The sequence below is a fragment of the Streptomyces sp. NBC_00154 genome (assembly GCF_026342835.1).
Lineage (GTDB): Bacteria > Actinomycetota > Actinomycetes > Streptomycetales > Streptomycetaceae > Streptomyces.
Genome location: NZ_JAPEMI010000001.1, coordinates 5,595,870 through 5,620,001, shown reverse-complemented (window position 1 = coordinate 5,620,001; position 24,132 = coordinate 5,595,870). Strand labels below are relative to the sequence as shown.

18 protein-coding genes, 1 tRNA gene and 4 pseudogenes are annotated in these 24,132 nt (G+C 71.0%); 8 read left to right on the top strand and 15 right to left on the bottom strand.

Going from position 1 to position 24,132, the window contains the following annotated elements:
• Positions 1-15: 15 nt before the first annotated feature.
• From mshC to OHA03_RS25170, 4 genes are all read right to left on the bottom strand, one after another.
• Positions 16-1,245 carry a cysteine--1-D-myo-inosityl 2-amino-2-deoxy-alpha-D-glucopyranoside ligase gene (gene mshC, locus OHA03_RS25185; protein ID WP_267006047.1) on the bottom strand — a complete coding sequence of 410 codons (1,230 nt, stop codon included), beginning with the start codon at positions 1,243-1,245 and terminating at the stop codon, positions 16-18.
• A gap of 388 nt (positions 1,246-1,633) precedes the next feature.
• Positions 1,634-2,479, bottom strand: coding sequence for an SCO1664 family protein (locus OHA03_RS25180; RefSeq protein WP_267006046.1), 846 nt, complete (start codon positions 2,477-2,479; stop codon positions 1,634-1,636).
• The gene (locus OHA03_RS25175; RefSeq protein ID WP_267006045.1) at positions 2,443-3,033 is read right to left on the bottom strand and encodes a DUF3090 domain-containing protein; all 591 of its coding nucleotides are present in this window, start codon (positions 3,031-3,033) and stop codon (positions 2,443-2,445) included. The genes OHA03_RS25180 and OHA03_RS25175 overlap by 37 nt, the downstream gene beginning before the upstream one ends.
• 103 nt (positions 3,034-3,136) lie before the next feature.
• Positions 3,137-3,835 carry a histidine phosphatase family protein gene (locus tag OHA03_RS25170; RefSeq protein ID WP_267006044.1) on the bottom strand — a complete coding sequence of 233 codons (699 nt, stop codon included), beginning with the start codon at positions 3,833-3,835 and terminating at the stop codon, positions 3,137-3,139.
• 59 nt (positions 3,836-3,894) lie between these two features.
• Between OHA03_RS25170 and corA the strand changes: the two genes are divergently transcribed.
• The gene (corA, locus tag OHA03_RS25165) at positions 3,895-4,890 is read left to right on the top strand and encodes a magnesium/cobalt transporter CorA (protein WP_267006043.1); all 996 of its coding nucleotides are present in this window, start codon (positions 3,895-3,897) and stop codon (positions 4,888-4,890) included.
• A gap of 49 nt (positions 4,891-4,939) precedes the next feature.
• Here the strand turns inward: corA and OHA03_RS25160 are convergent, their stop codons facing one another.
• A complete protein-coding gene (locus OHA03_RS25160; protein ID WP_267006042.1) occupies positions 4,940-5,728 on the bottom strand; it encodes a ferritin-like domain-containing protein in 789 nt (262 codons plus the stop codon).
• Positions 5,729-5,924: 196 nt separating this feature from the next.
• Positions 5,925-6,974 (bottom strand): LLM class F420-dependent oxidoreductase, encoded by a 1,050-nt coding sequence (locus tag OHA03_RS25155; protein WP_267006041.1) that lies wholly within the window; start codon positions 6,972-6,974, stop codon positions 5,925-5,927.
• A gap of 139 nt (positions 6,975-7,113) precedes the next feature.
• Here OHA03_RS25155 and OHA03_RS25150 point away from each other — a divergent pair, with 139 nt between their 5' ends.
• The gene (locus OHA03_RS25150; protein WP_267006040.1) at positions 7,114-8,097 is read left to right on the top strand and encodes an aldo/keto reductase; all 984 of its coding nucleotides are present in this window, start codon (positions 7,114-7,116) and stop codon (positions 8,095-8,097) included.
• Positions 8,094-10,331, top strand: a complete 2,238-nt coding sequence (locus OHA03_RS25145; RefSeq protein WP_267006039.1) for an ATP-dependent RecD-like DNA helicase — start codon at positions 8,094-8,096, stop codon at positions 10,329-10,331. Before OHA03_RS25150 ends, OHA03_RS25145 begins: the two co-directional genes overlap by 4 nt.
• Positions 10,332-10,388: 57 nt before the next feature.
• Here OHA03_RS25145 and OHA03_RS25140 read toward each other — a convergent pair whose 3' ends face one another.
• Positions 10,389-11,048 carry a hypothetical protein gene (locus tag OHA03_RS25140; protein WP_267006038.1) on the bottom strand — a complete coding sequence of 220 codons (660 nt, stop codon included), beginning with the start codon at positions 11,046-11,048 and terminating at the stop codon, positions 10,389-10,391.
• A gap of 47 nt (positions 11,049-11,095) precedes the next feature.
• Between OHA03_RS25140 and OHA03_RS25135 the strand changes: the two genes are divergently transcribed.
• The gene (locus tag OHA03_RS25135; protein WP_030918345.1) at positions 11,096-11,284 is read left to right on the top strand and encodes a DUF5703 family protein; all 189 of its coding nucleotides are present in this window, start codon (positions 11,096-11,098) and stop codon (positions 11,282-11,284) included.
• 74 nt (positions 11,285-11,358) lie between these two features.
• Here the strand turns inward: OHA03_RS25135 and OHA03_RS47845 are convergent, their stop codons facing one another.
• From OHA03_RS47845 to OHA03_RS25115, 3 genes are all read right to left on the bottom strand, one after another.
• Positions 11,359-12,123 carry a chaplin gene (locus OHA03_RS47845; RefSeq protein ID WP_323181247.1) on the bottom strand — a complete coding sequence of 255 codons (765 nt, stop codon included), beginning with the start codon at positions 12,121-12,123 and terminating at the stop codon, positions 11,359-11,361.
• Between the two features lie 140 nt (positions 12,124-12,263).
• Complete coding sequence (gene chpH / locus OHA03_RS25120; RefSeq protein WP_030918339.1) at positions 12,264-12,497, bottom strand: chaplin ChpH; 234 nt, start codon at positions 12,495-12,497, stop codon at positions 12,264-12,266.
• 142 nt (positions 12,498-12,639) lie between these two features.
• Positions 12,640-13,965 carry a M20/M25/M40 family metallo-hydrolase gene (locus OHA03_RS25115; protein WP_267006037.1) on the bottom strand — a complete coding sequence of 442 codons (1,326 nt, stop codon included), beginning with the start codon at positions 13,963-13,965 and terminating at the stop codon, positions 12,640-12,642.
• 183 nt (positions 13,966-14,148) lie between these two features.
• Between OHA03_RS25115 and OHA03_RS25110 the strand changes: the two genes are divergently transcribed.
• Positions 14,149-14,236 (top strand) — tRNA-Leu (locus tag OHA03_RS25110).
• Positions 14,237-14,329: 93 nt separating this feature from the next.
• Here the strand turns inward: OHA03_RS25110 and OHA03_RS25105 are convergent.
• Positions 14,330-15,289: pseudogene (locus tag OHA03_RS25105) on the bottom strand (sodium:proton exchanger); the annotation flags it as partial.
• Between the two features lie 112 nt (positions 15,290-15,401).
• Between OHA03_RS25105 and OHA03_RS25100 the strand changes: the two are divergent.
• Positions 15,402-16,676 (top strand): ISL3 family transposase, encoded by a 1,275-nt coding sequence (locus tag OHA03_RS25100; protein ID WP_267005943.1) that lies wholly within the window; start codon positions 15,402-15,404, stop codon positions 16,674-16,676.
• 18 nt (positions 16,677-16,694) lie between these two features.
• Here the strand turns inward: OHA03_RS25100 and OHA03_RS25095 are convergent.
• Positions 16,695-17,540: pseudogene (locus OHA03_RS25095) on the bottom strand (cation:proton antiporter); the annotation flags it as partial.
• Positions 17,541-17,639: 99 nt separating this feature from the next.
• A complete protein-coding gene (locus OHA03_RS25090; protein WP_267006036.1) occupies positions 17,640-18,560 on the bottom strand; it encodes an aldose 1-epimerase family protein in 921 nt (306 codons plus the stop codon).
• A gap of 342 nt (positions 18,561-18,902) precedes the next feature.
• Here OHA03_RS25090 and OHA03_RS25085 point away from each other — a divergent pair.
• A pseudogene (locus tag OHA03_RS25085) lies at positions 18,903-19,106 on the top strand (trehalase-like domain-containing protein); the annotation flags it as partial.
• Positions 19,107-19,252: 146 nt separating this feature from the next.
• Here OHA03_RS25085 and OHA03_RS25080 read toward each other — a convergent pair.
• Both OHA03_RS25080 and OHA03_RS25075 read right to left on the bottom strand, forming a co-directional pair.
• A pseudogene (locus OHA03_RS25080) lies at positions 19,253-19,645 on the bottom strand (cytochrome d ubiquinol oxidase subunit II); the annotation flags it as partial.
• Between the two features lie 153 nt (positions 19,646-19,798).
• Entirely contained in the window at positions 19,799-20,605 is an 807-nt protein-coding gene (locus OHA03_RS25075) for an SDR family oxidoreductase (protein WP_267008149.1), read from the bottom strand.
• 464 nt (positions 20,606-21,069) lie between these two features.
• Here OHA03_RS25075 and OHA03_RS25070 point away from each other — a divergent pair, with 464 nt between their 5' ends.
• Positions 21,070-23,955 (top strand): glycoside hydrolase family 2 TIM barrel-domain containing protein, encoded by a 2,886-nt coding sequence (locus OHA03_RS25070; protein ID WP_267006035.1) that lies wholly within the window; start codon positions 21,070-21,072, stop codon positions 23,953-23,955.
• Positions 23,956-24,132: the final 177 nt, after the last annotated feature.

Sequence of the window (24,132 nt, the reverse complement as noted above, 5' to 3'; positions counted from 1 at the left end):
AGTTGTTACAACGGGCTAGAGCGCGACACCCAGCAGCGCGTCGACGGTGCGCGACACAAGACCGGGTGCGCCCTCGTCCATACCGCCCTCGGCGATCTGGCGCTCGGCCCAGCGGTCCACGGCGGCCAGGGCGGCCGGGGCGTCCAGGTCGTCGGCGAGGGCCTCACGGACCTCCTCGACCAGGACGTCGGCGGACAGCCCGTCGGGCCGGGAGACGGCGGAACGCCACCGTCCGAGCCGCTCGACGGCGTCGGCGAGCACCTGATCGGTCCACTCCCAGTCCGACCGGTAGTGGTGCGAGAGCAGGGCCAGCCGGATCGCGGCCGGGTCCACACCGTCCCGGCGCAGCGCCGATACGAAGACCAGGTTGCCCCGGGACTTCGACATCTTCTCGCCGTCCAGGGCCACCATCCCGGCGTGCACGTACGCCTTTGCGAACGGGTGCTCGCCGGTCAGCACCTGGGCGTGCGAGGCGCCCATCTCGTGGTGCGGGAAGGCGAGGTCGGACCCGCCTCCCTGGACGTCGAAGCCCATGCCGAGGTGGTCCAGGGCGATGGCCACGCACTCGATGTGCCAGCCGGGCCGGCCCGGGCCGAGCGAGGCCCCGTCCCAGCTCGGCTCGCCCTCGCGGGCGGCCATCCACAGCATCGGGTCGAGCGGGTTCTTCTTGCCCGGGCGCTCCGGGTCGCCACCGCGCTCTGCGGAGAGCAGCCGCATCGCCTCGGCGTCCAGGTTGGACACCTCGCCGAAGTGCGGGTCGGCCTCGACGGAGAAGTACACATCGCCGTCGAGCTCGTAGGCGGCGCCGGCGTCCCGGAGGCGTTCGACGAGCGGGACGATGCCGGGTATCGCCTCCACCGCGCCGATGTAGTGCTCCGGCGGAAGCATGCGCAGGGCGGTCATGTCCTCGCGGAAGAGGGCCGTCTCGCGTTCTGCGAGCTCGGTCCAGTCCTGACCGTCGCGCACGGCCCGCTCCAGCAGCGGATCGTCCACGTCGGTCACATTCTGGACATAGTGAACCTGCCGCTTGGTGTCGAGCCACACGCGCTGAACGAGGTCGAACGCGTTGTAGGTCGCCGCATGACCCATGTGGGTCGCGTCGTACGGCGTGATGCCGCACACGTAGATGCGGGCGACGGGACCGGGGTCAAGAGTGATCCGTCCGCCGGTCGCGGTGTCGTGGATCCGAAGGTCGCGGCCCTTGCCAGGCAGGGCGGGGACCTCAGAAGCGGGCCAGGCATGCATGCCATGAGCGTAACCGGACGTTGCTTCCGGATACGAACCGGATACGGGATCCTGGCCGGAGAGGCGGTCTTGCGCGTGCCGGGTGTTCGCTCCCCGCCCCGCCCCTTCCCCAGCCGGGGCACGGCCCCGGGCCTCCTGAAAGACGTCCTCGGACGCCGGGCGGGCCGAAAAAGATGTCCTGGATCGCCGGACGGGCTCGATGTGGCCGTCCCGGCCCGACCGCGGATTCCAGCCGGTCCGGCCGTCCAGCCCCTCCGGCGCTCGACTCGAGGAGCGGGGTCCGGGCCGGCCCCGAGGAATCCAGCCCGCCCGGCGCCTGAGGACACCGGGGTCAGGGGCGGAGTCCCGGTTCAGGGAAGGGACGGGCAGGGGAAGCGCAACGCCCCCGTCACACCGGCGGCCACGGTATGGACGGCCACCCCCCACTCGGCTCCGGATGCCGCCCCGCCACCCGCAGCGCCTCCACCCTCCCCCGCAATGCATCGATCTCCACCGCAGTGATCAGCTCCGCCAGTCGGGTGACCAGCGCCGTCCCCGGCACGAGTTCCTCCGCCAACCGCCCCAGCACCTCGACGGCCTCGGCCGTCAACGGCTCGCCCGCCCACCCCCAAAGCAGCGTCCGCAGCTTGTCGTCCGCGTTGAATGTCACACCGTGGTCGATGCCGTACAGCCGGCCGCCGGGCGCGGGCAGCAGGTGACCGCCCTTGCGGTCACCGTTGTTGATCACCGCGTCGAGCACCGCGAGCCTCCGCAGCCTGGGGTCGTCCGCGTGCACCAGCAGGGCCGTCTTCCCCTCGCCCACCTCGGCGAGGGCGATGGCCTTCCACCCGTCCGCCGGCTCCTCGTCCTCGACGAGCGCCAGCAGCGGGGAGTCGCCGTCCGCCGATTCCCCGGCAGGCGCCTCGATCCACAGCTGGCACATGCCCTCCCCGTACGGTCCGTCCCTCAGCACGGTCGGCGGCACCAGCCCCCACCCCATCGCCTCGGAGATCTCGTACGCGGCGACCTCCCGCTGGGCGAGTGTGCCGTCGGGGAAGTCCCACAGCGGCTGTTCCCCGGCGACGGGCTTGTAGACGCAGGTCCGTTCCTCGCCCTCGTACGCGACGGTGCAGTAGAGCACCGCGTTGGACGCCCCTCGGACCTGACCGAGGACGGTGAGCTGTCCCTTGGTGAGCAGGTCGACCAGCTCGGCGTCCGTCAGGCTCCCCGGCGGTATCCGTTCTGGCGCGGGCATACATGTCCTTCCGGGTCGAGCGGCAGGCTGCACAGCGGGCACGGCGGACGGCCGGCGTTGACGACGTCCAGGGCGCGCTTGGCGAACGCGCGGGCCTGCGCGCCGCTGAGCCGGACCCGGAGCATCGGCGGACCGTTCTCCTCGTCCTGCAGCATCCGCTCCTCGGCCTCCGCGAGATCGTCGTCGGAGTCCGCGTCCAGCTCGACCAGGGCCTGCGCCTCGACGATCATGCGCTGCTCCTCGCCGTCCCAGGCGAGTGCCATGGTGCCGACCCGGAACTCCTCCTCGACGGGCACGTCCAGCGGCGCGGTGTCGGTCACATCCAGCGGTGCCACGGCGGGCACCGGTGAGTTCCCGCCGGTCCGCCGCACCACCTCGTCGAGGAGCTCGTCGATCCGTTCGGCGAGCGCGGCGACCTGGGTCTTCTCCAGGGCCACGCTGGTGACACGTCCGCCTGAGGAGGCCTGCAGGAAGAACGTACGACGTCCAGGCAGCCCGACCGTACCGGCCACGAAGCGGTCCGGGGGGTCGTAGAGGAACACCTGACGGGACACGTCCTGTCTCCCTTGAGTATTGACGGCAAATGAGGGGCGGCCGGGGTCCGGGAAGTCCCCCGGACGGGCGCCTACGGAGCGTCCACCCTACTGCGCGAAGCGATCACGGCGCCCCAGCGCCGCCCCCGACCGTCGCATCCGTATCCGCATCGGGGCCTGCACTCTGTTCGTGCGGCTCCAGCGAGGCGAAGTCCCCGGTGTCGCCGAGCCGCAGCAGGAAGGGCCGCAGCCGGGTGTACCGGATCGCGGTGACCGAGCAGGGTTCGGCCTGGATCCGCTGGAAGAGGTCGAGGTGCATCCCGAGTGCGTCGGCGACGAGGGACTTGATGATGTCGCCGTGCGAGCACATGACGTACACGGCTCCGTCGCCGTGCTCGGCCTCGATCCGGGCGTTCCAGTCCCGTACGGCGTCGACGGCACGCGCCTGCATGGCGCGCATCGACTCGCCGCCGGGGAACGCCGCGGCCGAGGGGTGCTGCTGCACGACGGCCATCAGCGGCTCGTCGGTGAGTTCCGCGAGTTTGCGCCCCGCCCAGTCTCCGTAGTCGCACTCGCTGATCCGCTCCTCGGTCTGCAGCGGCAGCCCGGGCCGGGCGTCGAGCAGCGGCTGCATCGTCTCCCGGCACCGCTGCAGGGGGCTGCTGACGACAGCAGCGAGGGTCAGTGAGGCGAGTCGCCCGGGCAGCGCGGCGGCCTGCGCGGCGCCGCGCTCGTCGAGCGCGACACCTGGGGTCCGGCCCGCGAGCACCCCGGCCGTGTTGGCGGTGGAGCGTCCGTGGCGTACAAGGATCAGGGTGGGCATACGGGCCAGCGTAGGCCGACGTTCCCCGGAAGGTGCGCCAGGGCCCGGAGCAGGGAAGAATGCGCGCCGTGATTGTGGACTGTGCCATCTACCGGGACGGGCGTCGTACCGACGGACCCGCCGATTTCTCCGATGCCCTCGACGAGGCACGGGCCACCGGGGACGCTTTTCTCTGGATCGGACTGCACGAGCCCACGGAGAAGGAGTTCGACCTCGTCAGCAGCGAGTTCGGGCTGCACCCGCTGGCCGTGGAGGACGCGCTGAGCGCGCACCAGCGGCCCAAGCTGGAGGTGTACGACGACTCCCTCTTCGTGGTCATCAAGCCGGTGGTGTACGAGCCGGAGAGCGACACGGTCAGCACCGACGAGCTGATGCTCTTCATAGGCGATTCGTTCGTCGTGACGGTCCGGCACGGGGAGAGTGCACCGCTCGCCGAGGTACGGCGCCGGCTGGAGGCCGAACCGGAGGTGCTCAGGCACGGGCCGACCTCGGTGCTGTACGCGGTCAGCGACGCCGTCGTCGACCACTACATCGATGTGGCGGCCGAGCTCCAGGTCGACCTGGAGGGGCTGGAGACCGAGGTGTTCGCACCGAGCGGCAGCGTGGACACCAAGAACACCGCATCGCGCATCTACACCTTTAAGCGGCAGGTGCTGGAGTTCCGCCGGGCCACCGGCCCGCTGAGCGCACCCATGGGCCGGCTGGCGAGCGCCAGTGTGCCGTTCGTCCACGAGCACTCGCAGCCGTTCTTCCGGGACGTGAGCGACCATCTGACGCGCGCCAACGAGCATGTGGAGGGGCTGGACCGGCTCCTCTCCGACATCCTGTCCGCACATCTGGCGCAGACGGGGCTGCGGCAGAACGACGATATGCGGAAGATCTCGGCCTGGGCGGCCATGGCTGCCGTTCCGACCATGGTGGCGGGGATCTACGGCATGAACTTCGACCACATGCCCGAGCTGCACTGGGTGTGGACCTATCCGACGGTGATCGTGCTGATGGGCTGTGCGGTCTTCGGCCTGCACCGCATGTTCAAGCGCCGCGGCTGGCTCTGAGGCGGCGACGGAACCGCACGACGCGGACGGACTGCACGGACTGCGCGGCTCAGGCGTACTCGGGCGCCGGGACCGGCGGGCCGCCCAGCGCGTCGGGCCGCTCGGGCGGTGCCAGGCTGACCATGCGCCGCCAGCCGACGAGGCGTTCGTACGCGTAGATGCCGCGGATCCCGGCGGCCAGCACCGCCGCCTTGGTCCTGGGCCAGCCCAGGATGCGGCCCATGTGGTCCATCACGGCGAGGCTCACGTCGCGGTACACCCGGATCTCGGTGAGCGCACACTCCCGCAGGATGCGCTGGATCGTACGGCCGTGTCCGGATCGGGCGAGGCGGAGCAACTCCTCGTGGCAGTAGGACAGATGGTTGTCCTCGTCGTTCGAGATCATCTTCACCGCGCGGCCCAGCTCGGGGTGGTCGGCGAAGTGCCTGAGGAGCAGTGCCATCTGTTCGGAGGCGCGCTGCTCGGTGACTCTGCTGTGCGCGAGATACGTGATGATGTCCTGCTCGGTGAGGGATTCGTCGCGCTTCAGCTGCTCGTGAGCGAGGCCTATGCCGTGCTGTTCCAGGAGCATCGTGTAGTCGGTCTCGTGCGGCACCTCGACCGGCTGCAGCCCGCGCCTCTTCAGCAGGGCGTTGAAGATCCGGCCGTGCTTGTCCTCGTCCGCACCATGTCTGGCGATCTTGGGGACGAGGGCGCGCTGGCTCTCGGGGGCGAGGGCCGCGATGCGGCCGTTCTCCCAGCCGCCCTGCGACTCGCCGCCGGCGGCGATCGAGCAGAAGAGCCGGAACGATTCGTCGTTGTCGAGGATCTCCTGGAACAGGTTCTTTGCCGAGAGCATCGCTGGCGCCTCCGTGCCGGTGACCGCAGAAGGAAAGTCAAATGCGGTACGGAGAAGTAGGCAACCGGAGTGCGGTTCGACAGGGCCGAACGGGCGGAGCGTAACCGATGACGGCGTGGCGCGTTGTGTTGCGTAACGGCCGTGGCGGGGAAGACCCCCGAGCCCCCACCACGGCCGTAGTGCTGCGCGCAGGCGGTTACGCGAGGCCGGACAGCTCCAGGGCGTCCGTACCGGCGCGCAGGGCGGCGAGCCGCTCGTCGAGCGTGAAGCCGGCCGGGGCGAGGGTCAGCGTGGTGACACCGGCGGCGGCGTAGGCCTGCATCCGCTCGGCGATCCGCTCGACCGAACCGAGCAGTGTGGTCTGGTCGATCAGCTGGTGCGGTACGGCGGCCGCGGCGCCGTTCTTGTCGCCGGACAGATACTTGTCCTGGATCTCGGCGGCTTCCTTCTCGTACCCCATGCGCTGGGCGAGCTGGTTGTAGAAGTTCTGCTTGCGGCTGCCCATGCCGCCGACATACAGCGCGGTGTACGGACGGAACATGTCGGCGAGCCCGTTGATGTCGTCACCGACGGCCAGCGGCAGCGTCGGGCAGACGTCGAAGCCCTCCATGGTCTTCCCGGCCTTCTCGCGGCCCGCCCGCAGGTGCTTCACGGCGGTGTCCTCGAGGTGTTCGGCGGACGGGAAGATCAGCAGCGCACCGTCGGCGATCTCGCCGGTCTGCTCCAGGTTCTTCGGGCCGATCGCGGCGATGTACAGCGGAATGTGCTCGCGCTGCGGGTGGACGGTCAGCTTGATGGGCTTGCCCGGGCCGTCCGGGAGCGGGAGCGTCCAGTGCTCGCCCTCGTACGAGAGCCGCTCGCGGGACATCGCCCGGCGGACGATCTCCACGTACTCACGGGTGCGGGCCAGCGGCTTGTCGAACTTGACGCCGTACCAGCCCTCGGAGACCTGCGGTCCCGACACACCGAGGCCGAGGCGGAACCTGCCGCCGGAGAGCGAGTCCAGGGTGGCGGCGGTCATCGCCGTCATGGCCGGCTGACGGGCCGGGATCTGCATGATGGCGGAGCCGACGTCGATGGACTCGGTCTGGGCTGCGACCCAGGCCAGTACGGTCGGGGCGTCGGAGCCGTACGCCTCGGCCGCCCAGCAGACGTCGTAGCCGAGCAGGTCGGCCTCCTGGGCGACAGCAAGGTTGTCGCCGTCCATTCCCGCGCCCCAGTAACCGAGATTGATGCCGAGCCGCATAGCCGCTCCCCTTACTGATCAGTAACGTCCCTGTGCCGGGGACTCTAGCGCGCGGCAACGGGATCCGGCAGGGGCGACTTGGCCCTGGTTGTCCACAGGCTTCCGCCGAGTGGGGCTCTGGCCAGTAATCTCAGCGCCCATGGAGCAGAGGCATCTCGGCCGCACCGGCCTTCGAGTGTCCCGGATCGGGCTCGGCACCCTCACCTGGGGCCGGGACACCGACGAGCACGACGCCGCCGAACAGCTGAAGGCCTTCTGGGAGGCGGGCGGCACGCTGGTCGACACAGCCGATGTGTACGGCGGTGGCGAGGCCGAGTATCTGCTGGGGCGGCTCGTCGAGGGGCTGGTGCCGCGGCACGATCTGGTGATCGCCACCAAAGCGGGCAGCGTGGCCGATCCGTACCGCCGTTTCAACGGCTCGCGCGGGCATCTGCTGGCCGCGCTGGACGCCTCGCTGGAGCGGCTCGGTACGGATTACGTGGACTTGTGGCAGGTACACGCCTTCGACCCGGTGACTCCGCTGGAGGAGACCCTTCAGGCGGTGGACCTGGCGGTGTCCACCGGCCGCGCCCGGTACGCGGGGGTGTCCAACTTCTGTGGCTGGCAGCTGGCCAAGGCGGCGACCTGGCAACTCGCCTCGCCCGGAGTGCGCACCCGGCTGGCCAGTACGCAGATGGAATACTCACTGCTGCAGCGGGGCGTGGAGCGCGAGGTGCTGCCGGCCGCGCTCGATCTGGGCGTGGGGCTGCTGCCGTCGTCCCCGCTGGGCCGCGGGGTGCTGACCGGCAAGTACCGGACGGGCACTCCGGCGGACTCGCGCGGCGCCTCGGAGGTGCTGGCCCCGTTCGTCGAGCCATATCTCGACGACCCGGCGAGCCGCATCGTGGACGCGGTGGCCACGGCGGCCGACGGACTGGCCACGACGACCCTGCAGGTGGCGCTCGCCTGGGTCCGGGACCGGCCGGGAGTGGTGGCCCCGATCGTCGGCGCGCGCAACGCGCAGCAGCTCACGGAGGCATTGTCAGTGGAGGCGCTTAGTCTTCCTGACGAGATCTGCCAGGCGCTCGACGATGTGTCGGCGCCCGTGCACCGCTATCCCGACCAGGACTGGAGCACGCTGTGACTGCGCTTCCCCGGGGGGAAACCCCTGGCCCCTCGGCCGCCGCCGACGACGACACCGTTGTCGCGGACACCGCTGCCGCCGCACCCGACCCGTCCGCCGAGGACGTGGGAGGCGACGCGGGCGGGGCGGCCACGGAACCCGAGGCGGAGAAGAAGGACGGGACGGACGCGGCCGGCGCAGCGGACTCCACCGACGCGGCCGACGGCGAGGCGGCCGCCGCCGCGCTCTCCGAGGCCGAGGCCGAGCTCGCTGCCCAGCGTGAGTTGCGGGAGCGGATCGAGAAGCGCAAGGCCGAGAAGGGCGGTCCCATCGCGGCCGGCGCCAAGCTGAGCGGACCGGCCGCCGATCTCCTGGCGGCGGTGCGCGCCGTGGAGAGCGGCGAGAAGCCCGGTGCGGTGTTCTTCGACGCACCCGCGCCCACCCCCCGCCGGGTCGCTCCCGCACCCGCACCGGTACGCCCCCGTGCACCCGAGCCGGTCCGGGCGCCGCAGGGCGCCTCCGCGGAGGCCGTGGCCGCGGTGTCGGCCGTGCTGGCCGAGGGCGGGGCGCCGGAGGCTCTGGCGGGCCCGGCGGCACAGACGCTCGGCGCTCAGGCGGCCGACGTGCTGCGTGAGGACCCGTGGCAGCTGCTGGCCGTCGCCGGCGTCCGGCCCGAGCAGGCCGACGGCTTCGCGCGGGCCCTGCTGGGCGCCGGTTGCGGTCCGGACGACGAGCGGCGGACGGCGGCGCTGGTCGGCTGGCTGCTGGAGCGCGCCGCGCTGCAGGGGCATACCGCGCTGGACGCCTCTGCGGTGCGGGCCGCGCTCGCCGAGCGTGCGGTGACCGACCCCGAGGCAGCCGTGCAGCACGCTGTCGCCGAGGGCGTCGTGCTGGTCTTCCAGGAGGGTCCGGACGAGCTGGACGACGAGGGGGCGGAGGAGCTCGCCGGCGAGCCGGCCGAGGACAGCGCCGGGCAGGAGCCGCCGCAGGTGCTGCTCGGCCTCGACCGGTACGCGCTCGCCGAGGAGAGTCTCGCCGACGGTCTGGCGCGGCTGGTCAACGCCTGTGAGAAGGATGCCGACTGGTCGGAGGCGGCCGCGGCCGCCGGTTCCCCCTCGGCGGCCGAGCTGATCCGCACCGTCGCGGCCGGTGGTCTCGTCGCGCACACCGGCGGTGAGGCGGCCAGGGCCGAACCCGCCGCGCTGATCACCACCGCCCGCTCCCTCGGGCTGCGGGCCGTCGGCGCCACCCACAGCGTGGACGGCAGGCGGCGGCTGGCCGAGGCGCTCGACGACCCGTCGGCGGCCGTCACCCTCGCCGGGCTGCTGTCCGGTGCGGAGGGCCCCGGCCGGGACGAGGAGGGGGCGATCGCCGTCGACCTGCTGGTCGTGCTGGACGCCCCGCAGCTGGATGTCGAGACGGCCGCGATCCTGGTGGAGTCTCTCGCCGACGGCACCCGGCTGGTGCTGAGCGGCGATCCGGGGGTGCTGGGCTCGGCGGGTGCGGGCCGGGTGTTCGCGGATGTGCTGGCCGCCCGCGCGTGCCCGCAGGTGGTCTCCCGTACGCCGGATCCCGGTCCGATCGGCGAGCTGGTCTCCGGGATCGGCATCGGCGAGCTGAACCAGGTGGAAGCGCCCGGCAAGGAAGTGGTGATCGTCCCCGTGCACGACGCGGGCGAGGCGGTGCACCGCACCGTGCAGCTGGTCGCCGACTCGGTGCCGCGCGCCATCGGCGTACCGTCGGCGGACACGCAGGTGATCACCGTCGGGCACGGCGGCCCGGCGGGCACCCGGGCACTCAACGCAGCACTCAAGCAGCGGCTGAACGCCGGTCCCGGACGGTTCGGCGGCTTCGACCCGGGCGACCGGGTCGTGCACATCCCGACGCCCGGCAGGACGGTCCCCGGTGTGGTCGTCTCGGCCGATGCCGAGGGCCTGCATCTGGACTGCGCGGGCACGCCGGTCGTCGTACCGCAGGAGCGGGTGGAGTCGTCGGTACGCCACGGCTGGGCCCTCAGCGCCCACCAGGCGGCCGGGATGCGGTGGCCGGCGGTGGTCGTCGTGCTGCCCGGTGACGCCGCACAGGGGCTGAGCCGGGCGTGGGTCTACACCGCTTTCAGCCGTGGGGAGCGGCATCTGTCCGTGGTGCACGGGGTGGACCAGGCGCTGCCGCGCGCGGTGGCCCAGTCCCCGTCCCAGGACCGCACGACCCGGCTGCGCGCTCTGCTGGAGGCACTGCCGACGGCCACCGTCTAGAGGACCGGAGGGCCGGAGGACCGCACACGCGGTCCTCCGGCTCCGTCCGCGACAAGATCAGGAGCTGTCGGTCGCCAGGTCGTCCAGCTCCTCGTCGAGGTCGTCCTCGTCGAAGACGGAGCTGACGTCGAAGCGGCAGACCACCAGCTGTGGGTCGGCCTCGTCGAAGGGGGCGCTGAGCCACTCCCCTGCCTCGGGCAGCTCCTCGGCCGCCGAGACCCAGAGCGTGGAGTCGCCCTCCTCCAGGCCGAACTCCTGGTGCCGGGAGGCGATCTCGTCCGGTTCGTACTCGCCGAAGAGCACACCGAGCGCCGCGTGGACACTGGCTCCGGCCGCGGCGCCCGTCCCACTGCCACGGTCGCCCGGATCCGCGTCGACGATCCGCTGCGCCTGTGCGAGCAGCCGGGGCGGCTCCACCACCGCGTAGTCGCGGCGGATCAGCACGCTGAGCGCGTTCGGCTCCTCGGGGCCGGAGTACGGCGGCATGGAGTCGTCGACACCGGGGATCTCGAAGGGGGTGACCTCGTCGTAGCGGTCGTAGAGGAGTTCGTCGTAGACCTCGGCCGCAGCGGCCAGTGCGTTGAACGCGTCGTAGACGGCCGGGTCGTCGTCCCCGGACCGGCGCTCGACCGCCTCGAGGTGGTGGTCGAGCGCGGCTTTGACGGCATCGGCGGCGGCGCGTACCTCGGCAGCGGTGGGCTGCGCAGCATCAGACATAGTGCAGACGCTATCCGTACTCAGCCTCTGCCCGCACAATAGATGCGATGCCGGAATACGAATTTGTCGACGTGTACGTGCCGCGCGGGGTGTCCCGGAAGGAGACGGCCCGCCTGCTGACCGACCATGCCGAGTACGGGCACTGGGAGTTGGACCGATTGACGCTGCGCCGCGACGGCAGCCGCAGGGTGCGGCTGCGCCGACGGATCATCCGCCAGCTACGGGCCACCTGGTGAGACGAAGCGGGCCCCGCATCCGCGGGGCCCGCTCGTTTCGTTCCGTTCCTGCTGCGCCGGTGTCCGTCCTGCCGCTACGCGGACATGCGGGAGCGGCGGTACAGCACCGTACCCGCGCCCGCCAGCAGCAGGCCCGCACTCGCCGGGACGAGCAGGTCGAGCCCGCCCGCTCCGGTGTGTGCGAGCTCGACCGCCTGGGGCGCGGGTGCGTTCGGGTGCAGCCCGAACCCCGTGAGCCCCATGGGGGTGGGCTTGCCCGGGGTGACGCGCGTGACCGGCGGTGGTGCGACGTCCGGGTCGTTCTCGCAACTGTTGCCGGAGGACGGGCTGAGGAGTCCGCCGATGGTGATGCTGTTCCCGCAGGCGTTCACGGGGATGTCGATGGGCGCCTGGACGGTGTTGCCCGAGAGGATGCCGGGCGAGCCCTGCGTGTACCCCTCAGCGGTCGCCCCGTCCCTGCTGCCGCTGCCGACGGCCCGGTGCTTGCCGGTTCCCGGCCCGAGGTCGACTGCCGACGTGTCCTGGGCCCTGTGGTTCGATGCCCGGCTGTCCGATGCGGGGGCGGCCGAGCCGTGTCGGCTCGAAGTCTCGCTTCCCGAACCGCTTCCGCAAGCGTTTCCGGCCGCGGGGTTGAGCAGTCCGACGACACTCACGGAGTTACCGCATGCGTTGACCGGTACGTGGACCGGGATCTCGACCGAATTCCCTGACAGCACCCCCGGGGAATTCGATGCGTCGCCGGTCGCTCCTGCGTCGGCGTGCGCATAGCCACCACTCAGCGCGAGCACTCCGCCCGCTGCCGCCATGGTGATCAGGCCTTTACGCGTGACCTGTCGCATAGGTTGTTCCTGCCTTCTGACCTTCCGGAAAACCCCCGGACTCGACCGTGCGGGGGGCGGAGTGCCCGGTCGGCCCCGGAGTGCATGGTGTGCACCCCGGGGCCGACCGGGCTCAAACCCTTACGGGTTGATGCACAACATCAGCCGTTGACGCAGCCGTTGCCGAAGGCGGGGTTGAGCAGCCCGATCACGGAGATCGTGTTGCCGCACACGTTCACCGGCACGTGCACGGGAACCTGGATCGTGTTGCCCGAGATCACACCGGGGCTCCCGACAGCGGCACCCTGCGCGCCCGAGTCGGCGACGGCCATGCCCGCACCCGCGAGCACCAGACCGCCAGTGACTGCCGCAGCAGCGACGACCTTCTTGATCATTATTCCTCCTAGTTGGCAATGCGGCCCCAGCCGCGGACCGCATCACCTGTAACGAGGAATAAGTAATGGGGCTACGAGCGTATGGTTCCTTTCACTCGTTCCGGTCACGTACGCACACGCTGGCGATTACCGGCGTGATGATTTAGCAGTTGTCGATGAAACGGTCGAGCACCCGCACGCCGAATTTCAGGCCGTCGACCGGTACTCGCTCGTCCACACCGTGGAACATGCCCGCGAAGTCGAGCTCCGGCGGCAGCTTCAGCGGCGCGAATCCGAAGCAGCGGATGCCGAGGTCGTCGAAGGACTTGGCGTCGGTGCCGCCGGAGAGCATGTACGGGACGGCGCGGGCGATCGGGTCCTCCGCCTTCAGCGCGATCTGCATCGCGTCGACCAGGGAGCCGTCGAAGCTGGTCTCCAGCGCCTTGTCGCCGTGCACGTCCTCACGCCTCACCCGCGGGCCGAGGACCCGGTCCAGGTCGGCCAGGAACTCGTCCTCGAAGCCGGGCAGGAAACGGCCGTCGACATGGGCGACGGCCTGGCCGGGGATCACGTTCACCTTGTACCCGGCGCCCAGCATGGTCGGGGCGGCCGAGTTGCGCAGGGTGGCGCCGATCATCTTGGCGATGCCGCCGAGCTTGGCGAGCGTGGCGTCCATGTCCTCCGGGTCGAGCGGGGTGCCGAGGGCGTCGGACAGCTCGTCGAGGAAGGACCGTACGGTCTTGGTCACCCTGACCGGCCACTTGTGCCGTCCGAGCCGCCCGACGGCCTCGCAGAGCTCGGTGATCGCGTTGTCGTTGTTGGTCATCGAGCCGTGCCCGGCGGTGCCGTCCACGGTGAGCTTCATCCAGTGCATGCCCTTCTGGGCCGTCTCGACGAGATAGAGCCGCAGCTTCTCGTTGACCGTGAAGGAGAAGCCACCGACCTCACCGATCGCCTCGCTGACGCCGTCGAAGAGGTCCGGGTGCTTGTCGACGAGATACCGCGCACCGTACGTACCACCGGCCTCCTCGTCGGCCAGGAATGCCAGCACGATGTCGCGCGGGGGCTTGCGTCCGCTGCGCATCCGGTCGCGGACGACCGCGAGGGTCATCGCGTCCATGTCCTTCATGTCGACCGCGCCGCGCCCCCACACGCAGCCGTCCGCGATCTCGCCCGAGAACGGGTCGTGCGTCCAGTCCTGGGCATTGGCCGGCACGACGTCGGTGTGCCCGTGGATGAGCAGCGCGGGCCTCGACGGGTCCTCGCCCTCGATCCGCGCGACGGTCGAGGCACGGCCCTTGTGGGATTCGAAGATCTTCGGTTCGAGCCCGACCTCCGCGAGCTGCTCGGCGATGTACTCGGCGGCCGCGCGTTCACCCGGGCCCGAGTGGTCTCCGTAGTTGCTGGTGTCGATCCGGATCAGCTCGCGGCAGAGATCCACGACCTCGTCCTCGCCGGACGGGCCGCCGACCGTGTTCGTCTCGCTCACACTGCTTCCTTCCACTGTCACCCTGGTGCTCCCGCCCATCCTCCCGCGCCGGGCCCGCTCGCCCAAGGCCGCCCGTTCCCCGTCATGCGCCGTTCACACGGCCAGTGGCGTGATCGAGCACCTCCGAATGTTTGCTATTGTTTTCCACGTCGGAACGGGCGCGGCCCGCGAGACAGACACCTTGTCCGGGTGGCGGAATGGCAGACGCGCTAGCTTGAGGTGCTAGTGCCCTTTATCGGGCGTGGGGGTTCAAGTCCCCCCTCGGACACCAGCGGTCTTCCCCCTTTGTGCAGGAAGACGGAGCAGATGCGGATCGAGTATCACCTCGATCCGCATCTGCTTTTTTGTGCGTCCTGCGCCGGTGTCACGACTGTCCTGAAGCGGGGAGCACGGCGGGGTGATCGGCGGGAGCCAGGAGGACGGCCAGGTCACCCGGTCCGGGCAGCGGACGGTCGGCCTCGGTGACCGGATCGAGTCGGCCGTCGCCCCGGACCAGGAACAGCATGTCCCAGCCGGCCGGTGCGGCCTGATCTGCGGGCCTTGTCACGATGGACGCCCCGTCCTCGTACCTCCGGGTCAGTGCCACCCCGGTCAGCTCCGTACCGAACAGCACCTCGCCACCGATGAACGGGGCCACCACACCGACGCTCTCGCGCGGAGAACCGACGCGATGGACAGATCCCTCGACGCTGCCGCGCAGGACGGTGGCCGCCAGCGCGTTGAAATCGTCCTCGGCGGTCAGGAGGAACACCGCCGTGATGCCCTCCAGCTCGGCGCCCTCCCCGGTGGCGGCAGCCAGCAGCTCCCCCGGAGCCAGTTCGAGTCCCGCCTGTCCGATGCGCTCACGCTGCTGCTCCAGGCCGGCCCACATCAGTACCTGCAGCCCCGCCGCTCTCAAAGCCCGCCCGAGGTCCACCACCCAGGGCTCGCCGCCGACCAGCAGCGGACGTGAGCGGGACGGCCTGACGACGCCCAGGCGCCTGGCGACCGCCGATGCCGTCAGCCCGTACAGCGTCACCGTGGCCACGATGACGACGAAGGTGGTGGGCAGAATCTTCGAAGCGCCGCCGATCCCCTTCGCGACCAGGGTGGCGGAGAACGTCGAGGCGGTCGCCGCCGCGACGATGCCGCGCGGTGCCATCCAGCCGATGAAGCCCCGCTCGCCCCCGGTCAGGTCCGTGCCGAGCGTCGACACGATCGCCACCAGGGGCCTGACCACGAGTACGAGGACAACGGTGAGGCCCAGCGCGGGAAGCACCACGTGCCGCAGCGACTGCGGGGTGACGGTCGCCGAGATGGAGATGAAGAGCAGGCCGAGAATCAGGGCTCTCCTGTCGCTTCCGTGGGTCGCTGACCAGGGCTGATACGCAGAACACGCCGTAGCCCGGCTACGTTTCGACTTGCGACAGTACGAAACGGAAGAACCTGGATACGGCGTGCGATCTGCAAGCATATGGACTCGGCTGCTCGGAGTCGAACACACGGTGGTCGCGTCGGTCGAGGCCGAGGAGGGCAACGGCGCGGAGGCGGGCCCCTGGGATGTGGTGATCGTGGCCCATGCCCGCCCGGCGAAGAGGCGGCGGCAGCGGTGCGGGGTCTGCGGTCGCCGGTGCGCCCGGTTCGACAACGGCGAGGGCCGCCGGCGCTGGCGTGCCCTGGACCTGGGGGTGGTCCGGGCGTTCATCGAGGCCGACGCGCCGCGGGTGTCCTGTCCCGAGCACGGTGTGGTCGTCGCCCACGTGCCCTGGGCCCGCCACGGTGCCGGGCACACCCTGGCCTTCGACGACACGGTGGCCTGGCTGGCCACGCACTGCTCGAAGACCACGGTGGTCCAACTGCTGAGGATCGGCTGGCGCACGGTCGGCGGCATCTGCGCCCGCGTGTGGTCGGACGTCGAACAGCGCGTGGACCTGCTCGCGGGCCTTACCCGGATCGGCATCGACGAGATCTCCTACAAGCGGCACCACAAGTACCTGACCGTGGTGGTCGACCACGACAGCGGCCGGCTCGTGTGGGCGGCGGCCGGCCGGGACAAGGAGACACTGCGGTCCTTCTTCGACCTGCTCGGACCTGAACGCTCCGCGAAGATCACCCACGTGTCCGCGGATGCCGCCGACTGGATCGCGAAGGTAGTCGCCGAGCGCTGCCCGCAGGCGGTGCGGGTGATGGACCCGTTCCACGTCGTGCAGTGGGCCACCGACGCCCTGGACACCGTGCGCCGCGAGGTCTGGAACGCCGAGCGCGGCGGCAAGGGCCGCGCCACCCCGGGCTCGAAGTCACTGAAGAAGGCCCGCTGGGCCCTGTGGAAACGCCCTGAGGACCTCACCGAACACCAGCGCGCGCAACTGGAGTTCATCGCGAAAGCCCACCCCGTCCTGCACCGCGCATACCTGCTCAAGGAGGGCCTTCGCCTGGCGTTGAAATCCGGCCCCGACACCCCCGAGGCCCTCCTCGACTGGGTGTCTTGGGCCCGCCGCTCCCGACTGGAGCCCTTCGTCAAGCTGCAACGGGCCATCGTCAAGCACTGGGACGCCATCACGGCGGCAGCCGAGCACTCCATGAGCAACGGGATCGTGGAGAGCATGAACACCAAGATCCGCCTGATCACCCGCATGGCCTTCGGCTTCAAGGACCCCGCAGCGCTCATCGCACTGACCATGCTCAGCCTCGGCGGCCACCGACCCCACCTACCAGGGCGTCAAGCTGCATGAACCTACCCACGGAAGCGACAGGAGAGCCAGAATCAGACTGACCAATGTCTCGAAGAAGGGCCGGCGTGCCGGGACGTCGAAACGCGGAAGGTTGGCGACTGCCAGGCCCATCATCACGGCGGCGATGAGTCCGGAGTCCTCGCGGACGACGTCGCAGAAGGCCGCCACCGCGATCACCGCGGCGAGCTGGGCCGTGGTCCCGAGGATCTCGCCGGGCAGGAGCCGGCGGAACAGCACCCACAGCAGCGCGGTTCCGACGATGCCGCCCGCCGTCCCGACACCGACGCTGCCGAGGAAGTTCAGCGCTCCGCTGCCGACGTGACGACCGGTGCTCGCCTCGACGAGATGGAAGACGAGCGCTCCCAGGATGCCGCCGACCGGGTCGATGAGGGAGCCCTCCCAGACCAGGATGTGCTGCGGCCGTTCCTTCGGCCGGACGAAGCTGAGCAGCGGCCCGACCACGGTCGGTCCGGAGACCACCAGGATCGCGCCCAGCATGACGGCCGCCCGCCGGTCCATGCCCAGCAGCGGCATGGCGAGGAGCGTGCCGAGCACCCAGGTGATCAGGACCCCGATCCAGATCAGCCTGATGACGACACGGCGGGTATGCCCCTTCAGCTTCCTGAGATCGAGCCCGAGGCCCGCGTCGTAGAGGATCACCGCGACGGCGAGCGACACGAGAGGGGAGAACGCCGGCCCCAGCAGCCGCTGCGGGTCGAGCTCGTCCACCACCGCGCCGGCGGCGAACCCGACCGGCAGCAGCACGATGAGCGCCGGGATACGCAGCCGTCCTGCCAGGATCTGCGATCCGACGGCGAGGACCAGGGTCAGCCCCACGCCCATGAGGACCTGATCCGTCGTCATGCAGCGCCTCCGTGGTGCCGGGTCATCCGACGAGCCGGTGGATGCTCCTGCCGCCGGCGAACCGGGGACCGGGCAGCATCGAGCACCGCGGCGCGACCGTCATTCCTGCCACGGGGTGATCCCCCAGCGGACCGTGTGCTCCTCACCGGGCCCCAGAGTGACAAGTCCCGTGCCACTGCGGAACGCGTCCGGCGGGCACGACATCGGCTCGATGGCGACGGAACGGCGCCGCTCCCCTTCGGGCAGGGTGTCACCGGTGTACAGCTGGACGTGATCGGCGCCCTCGCCGAGCCATACGTCGGTACCCCATGCGCCGGAGGAATGGGCGAGGCTCACCACGGCCCGCCCGCGCGCATCCCGGTCGAGGTCGCCGAACGGGGTGTCCAGCCGCTGGGTCCCGATGGTTCGAGGCGTACGGAAGTCGTAGGGAGTGCCCTGGACCGGTTCGGCAGCGACCGGCAGCCCCCGCTCGCCGGTGCGCAGCCGCGTCCGCGCCGGTACGGTCAGCAGCGCGTCGTCCACGGTCCCGGTGCCGACCGTGAGGTAGGGGTGCTGGCCGACCCCGTAGGGTGCGGCGTTCTCACCGAGGTTGCGTGCGACGACGGCCACACCGAGGCCGTCGTCATCCAGGGTGTACTCGGCGCGGACCCGGAGGTGGAAGGGGTAGCCGGGCTGGGGCCACAGGGAGACATCGAGCACCGCCCGGTCGTCCTGCGCCTCGACGATCCGCCACGATGTCCAGCGGAGCAGGCCGTGGATTGCGTTGCCGTTCTCCGGTTCGGTCAGCGGCAGTTGCTGGTCCTGCCCGTCCCAGTGGTAGCGGCCGTCCTGGATCCGGTTGGGCCACGGCACGAGGATCTGACCGCGCCCGCCGGTGATCCGGTCGTCCCGGGCGAATCCGTCGAGTACGAGCCGGTCGCCGACGGCGTAATGGCGTAGGGCCGCTCCGAGTTCGACGACGACCGCGCTCCGGTCCCCATGACGGAGAGTCAGCTGTCGTCCGGTCCGGCTCTCGTGCACGCGTGGCCTCCTCGGTCTGCTCGAAGGCGGACGGCCCGCAAGCCCGGGCTGGGTGGCGGCCGGGCCGACGGCCGCCACTCGGGAGCGTGCGGACAACGACCTGGCGAGTCAAGCGGGACACGAGCACGCTGCCCCAATGGCCGGGCAAGTTCGCCCACGGGGGGCATCGTGGCGGTGACACGGCCCGGCCGCCCGCCCACTGCGCCAGGGCCGCGGTGTGGTCGAGCGGTTACGCCGTGACGCCGTCCGACGGCCGACGTCCGTGCCCCGGGCAGCCCAGGCGCGGGGATCCGTTCTGTCGGATAGTGGTGGGGCTCGGGGCCGCCTACCACCGGAGCCACTATGGACGAACGCTATCCGCCGATCGCCGAGCACGGGCTGGCCGGCGATCTGCAGACTGCCGCGCTCGTCTCGTCCCGGGGTGTCATCGACTGGTTCGCCGCTCCCCGGTTCGACTCACCCAGCATCTTCGCGGCGCTGCTCGACGTCGAGCGCGGGGGGTATTTCCAGCTGGCTCCGGAGCAGCCCGACATCAGCTGCAAGCAGACGCCTGCGGGAAGTTGCCCAGTTGTTCCCCGCTCGGGCCGATCTCCTCGGCGAAGAGCCCGACGTGGTTGGCGTAGGTCTGCATCTTCTCGAAGGCGGAGAACAGCGGTGGCGAGGCCGCACACCGCGGCCAGGAGGATCAGCAGCAGTCCGAGCCCTCCGGTGAGGCCCTCCCAGACGTAACGGGCATCGCTGTGGGTGACCGGCAGACCGATCAGGGCGAGCACCACGATGGCCCCGAGGGCGGTCAGCGCGCGACGGCGGAAGTACCCCACAAGGTCCTCGGCGCCGAACCGGCGGGCGTCGGAACAGAGGAACACGGCCCCGAGGAACGCTGCGGCGGCGACCGCGAGCAGACCGGCGATGACGGAGGTGGGATTGGCCCAGGTATCGGCGGAGGCCGCGGTCCCGACCGCGACCCGGCCGGACGCGATGCCGCCGAGCACCGCGCCGAGGAAGAACGGGGTGACGAGCGAGGAGATGGCGAACACCGCGCCGTAGAAGCGCCTCTGAGTGAGCCGTCGGGCCGGTTTGCGCAGGGCGAAGCCCGAGTATCGGCCCGCGGCCGCGGGAAGCGGCCGGCCGACGCTCCTGCGGTGAGGCCGCCGCAGCGCCCGGGCGGGCGGCGGACCGGCTGGGATCCCGCCGGGTCCACCTCTCGGCGGGACGTGTCCCGGGCCGCCGGCGAGGGGTCAGCCTCCGGTGGCGAAGCCGGGGAAGAGTGTCATTCCGCCGTCCACGTACAGCGTGGCGCCCACGACATAGTCGAGCAGATCGGATGCCACCGCGACGACGGCGTTGGCGATGTCCTCCGGCTCCCCGACCCGGCGGTAGGGGATCAGCCGCAGGAGGTCGGCCTCGGCCTCGGGGGTGTCCCAGGCACTCCTGTTGATGGGGGTGCGGATGGCGCCGGGTGCGACGGCGTTCACCCGGATTCCCCGGGGGGCCAGCTCCTGTGCGAGGGTCTCCATCATCATGCCCACGCCGCCTTTGGAGGAGGCGTAGTTCACATGGCCCGCCCAGGGGACGATCTGGTGGACCGAGCTCATGCAGACGATTTTCCCGGCAGACCGGGAGACCTCCGGCACGACGCCGCGCCGCACGAACTCCTTGGCGGCCTCCCGCGCGCAGAGGAACTGGCCTGTGAGGTTGACGTCGATGACCTTCTGCCACTGGGCGAGCGTCATCTCCACACTCGGCGCATCCCGCTGGAGGCCCGCGTTGGCCACCATGATGTCGATGGTGCCGAACTCCTCGACCATGCGGGCGACCATCCCGACGACCTGGTCCTCGTCGGAGACATCGGCCTGGTGGGCGTAGGCGCGGACTCCGAAACCCTTGATCTCCGCGACGACCTTCTCGGCCTCGTCCTCGCCGACGACGTAGTTGACCACGACGTCCGCACCGGCCCGTCCGAGTGCGATCGCGGTCGCCCTGCCGATACCCGAATTGGACCCCGTCACCAGCGCTTTCTGCCCTGCCACGAGCCGCGCGGACATCGCGCTCCGGATCTCACCGGTACTTCCAGCCACGACGACTTCTCCTTCGGCACTCAGGGCGGCCCGTCCAGCGGCAGACATCGCCGCCGGGCGGGCCGCTGAACCGGCAGTCGCTTGCGGGAAGGGCGCTGCGGCGTCACCGCACCGTCCTGCCGGGAGCAGAAGCGAGCCCTTGCGCACCGCACCACCTTCCCCAGGAAGGGAACACCGAGCGCGGCGAGCGGCCCGGACCCGGCGCGCAGAGCGGTCCGGGCGGGGCGGGAATGTCACGCAACCGGGCCAACGAACGCGCCCGGGACGCCCGACGCTGCCGGCCTCGCGGACGGTCCCGCCCGGGGCCCTGCTTCCGGGCGCCGACGCCTGGCCGCTTCTCCGTCCGGCGCCGCTCTCCGCCCCCTTGTTGAAACGGTTCACCCCTGGCTAACGTCCAGCAGCGAAGCGGGCGTTGCCGAGCAAGGAGAATCATGAGCCGTACGGACAGCCACTCTCTCCCCTGGCACATGGACGTGTCCCCCGGATCGGGCGGACTGCCGCCCCGGTCCTGGTACGCGGGGTCGGACGCGCTGCGGATGTCGTTGAACGGGGAGTGGCGGTTCCGGCTCTCGCCGACCGCGACCGCCGAGGACGCTTCGTTCGCACGGTCCGGGTTCGACGCGTCCGGCTGGGAAACGGTCGCGGTGCCCGGGCACTGGGTACTGCAAGGGGTCGGCGGAGCGCCCGCGTACACCAATGTCGTCTACCCGTTCCCGGTCGACCCGCCGCACGTGCCGACCGAGAACCCGACCGGTGACCACCTGCGGACCTTCGATCTGCCCGACGGATGGCCGGAGGGCGGCGACGTCGTGCTGCGGTTCGACGGGGTGGAGTCCGCCGCCCGGGTCTGGCTCAACGGCGAGGAGCTGGGGGACTTCAAGGGTTCGCGGCTGCCGCACGAGTTCGCGGTCGGCGGCATCGTGCGGGCCGAGGGCAACGTCCTGGCCGTCCGCGTGCACCAGTGGTCGTCCGGGAGCTACCTGGAGGACCAGGACCAGTGGTGGCTGCCCGGGATCTTCCGGGACGTCACGCTGCTGCACCGGCCACAGGGGGCGCCCCGGGACTTCTTCGTGCACGCCGGCTACGACCACCGCGCCGGGGCCGGGACCCTTCGGGTGGAGTGCGACGGGGCCGGGGGCCGGGTGGTCGTACCCGAGCTGGGGGTCGACGTCGCGACGGGTGAGGCGGTGACCGTACCGGTCGAGCCGTGGACCGCCGAGACGCCCCGGCTGTACGACGGCGAGCTGGTGACACCGGGTGAGCGGATCCCGTTGCGGATCGGCTTCCGTACCGTCGTCGTCCAGGACGGGGTCGTCCAGGTCAATGGCCGGCGCGTGCTGTTCCGTGGGGTGAACCGGCACGAGTTCCACCCGGAGACCGGGCGCGCCGTGGACGCGGAGACCATGCGGCGGGATCTGGTGCTGATGAAGCGGCACCACATCAATGCCGTACGGACCAGCCACTATCCGCCGCATCCGGCGTTTCTGGATCTCTGCGACGAGCTCGGGCTCTGGGTGATCGACGAGTGCGATCTGGAGACTCATGGCTTTGTCGACCTCGAGTGGCGTAACAACCCGGTCGACGACGAACGGTGGACCCCGGCGCTCCTCGACCGGGCCGCGCGGATGGTCGAGCGCGACAAGAACCACGCGTCGGTGATCATCTGGTCGCTGGGCAACGAATGCGGGTCGGGGCGCGGACTGACCGCGATGGCCGAGTGGATCAAGGGCCGGGATCCGGACCGGCTGGTGCACTACGAGGGTGATCTGTCCTGCAAGGACGTCGATCTGTATTCGCGGATGTATCCGACGCACGCCGAGGTCGAGCTGATCGGGAAGCGGGCCGAGGACCCGTGGGGCGATCCGGAGCTGGACGCCCGGCGGCGCGCCATGCCGTTCATCATGTGCGAGTACGGGCACGCGATGGGCAACGGCCCCGGCGGGCTGAGCGAATACCAGCGGCTCTTCGAGCGGTACGAGCGCTGCCAGGGCGGGTTCGTCTGGGAGTGGATCGACCACGGTCTCACCCACCCGGAGCACGGCTTCGCCTACGGCGGGGACTTCGGCGAGGAACTCCACGACGGCAACTTCGTCTGCGACGGGCTGCTCTTCCCCGACCGCACTCCCTCCCCCGGGCTGATCGAGTACAAGAAGGTCATCGAACCGGTACGGATCGAGGCCGGGACGTCGGCCGGGACGGTCAGGATCGGTAACGGGTACGACTTCGCAGGGCTGGACCACGTGGAGTTCGTCTGGTCGCACGAGGTGGACGGCGAGGTCCGCCGCTCGGGCCCGCTCACCGTGCCCGACCTGGCATCCGGAGCCCACACCGAGGTGCGGCTCCCCGGGGACGGCGCGGGCGTATGGACCGTGCGGGCGCTGCTCGCCGAGGACACCGCGTGGGCGGAGCGCGGGCATGAGGTGGCGTGGGGGCAGGTGGCGGTCGGTGCGGCGGTCCCGGCCGCGGCCGCGATGGGCTCGCGTCCGGAGGCGGGTGAGGGGGCGATCACGCTCGGGGGCGCTGTCTTCGACGCGCGGAGCGGGGCGCTGGTGCGGCTCGGGGGCGTGCCGGTTCAGGGGCTGCGGCTCGATGTGTGGCGGGCGCCGACCGACAACGACAACGGTGCGGCCTGGCAGCCGGACGAACGGTACGGGCTGCGCTGGCGGGAGTTGGGGCTGCATCGGATGCGCCATCGGACAGACGCCGTGGAGGTGGGCGAGGACTCGTTGACCGTACGGACGTGGGTGGCGCCCGCAGGGGTGGACCTGGGGCTGCGTACGGAGTACCGGTGGACCGCCGACGGGGAACGGCTCGGGCTCACCGTGTCCGTGGCACCCGAGGGCGACTGGCGGCTGCCGCTGCCCCGGCTCGGGGTCCGGTTCGGGCTGCCTGCCGCGTACGGCGGGGCACGGTGGTTCGGCGGCGGGCCCGGCGAGGCGTACCCGGACACCCGGGCCGCGTCGGTGCTCGGGCGGTGGGAGATGCCCGTGGACGCGATGCAGACCCCGTACGTCCGGCCGCAGGAGAACGGTGCGCGGGCAGGCGTCCGGTGGGCCGAGCTGACGGACGGCGGCGGTGCGGGGCTGCGGGCCGAAGGGGGTGCGCCGTTCTGGTTCACCGCCCGGCGGTGGACGAGCGAGCAGCTGGATGCGGCGGAGCATCTGCCGGATCTGGTGGCCGGGGAGACCGTCTGGGTCAATCTGGATCACGCGGTACAGGGCATCGGTTCGCAGTCGTGCGGACCGGGCGTGCTGCCGCAGTACCGGCTCGACGCTGCCGCGGCGGAGTTCTCGTTCGTGTTCTCGACCGTGGAGTGAGCAGGAGGTGAGCACGGCCCGTTCCTTCTCGGTGGCCGCGGAGACCGAACGCACCGGCTGCGGCCACCGAGCAGAGGGCGCTACCGCCCGTCCGATGCCGGTGGAGTGCCCGCGCAGCCGTCGGTGACCTGCGCCGACGCTGTGACAGGATTGCCGCACCATGACCACCAGCACCTC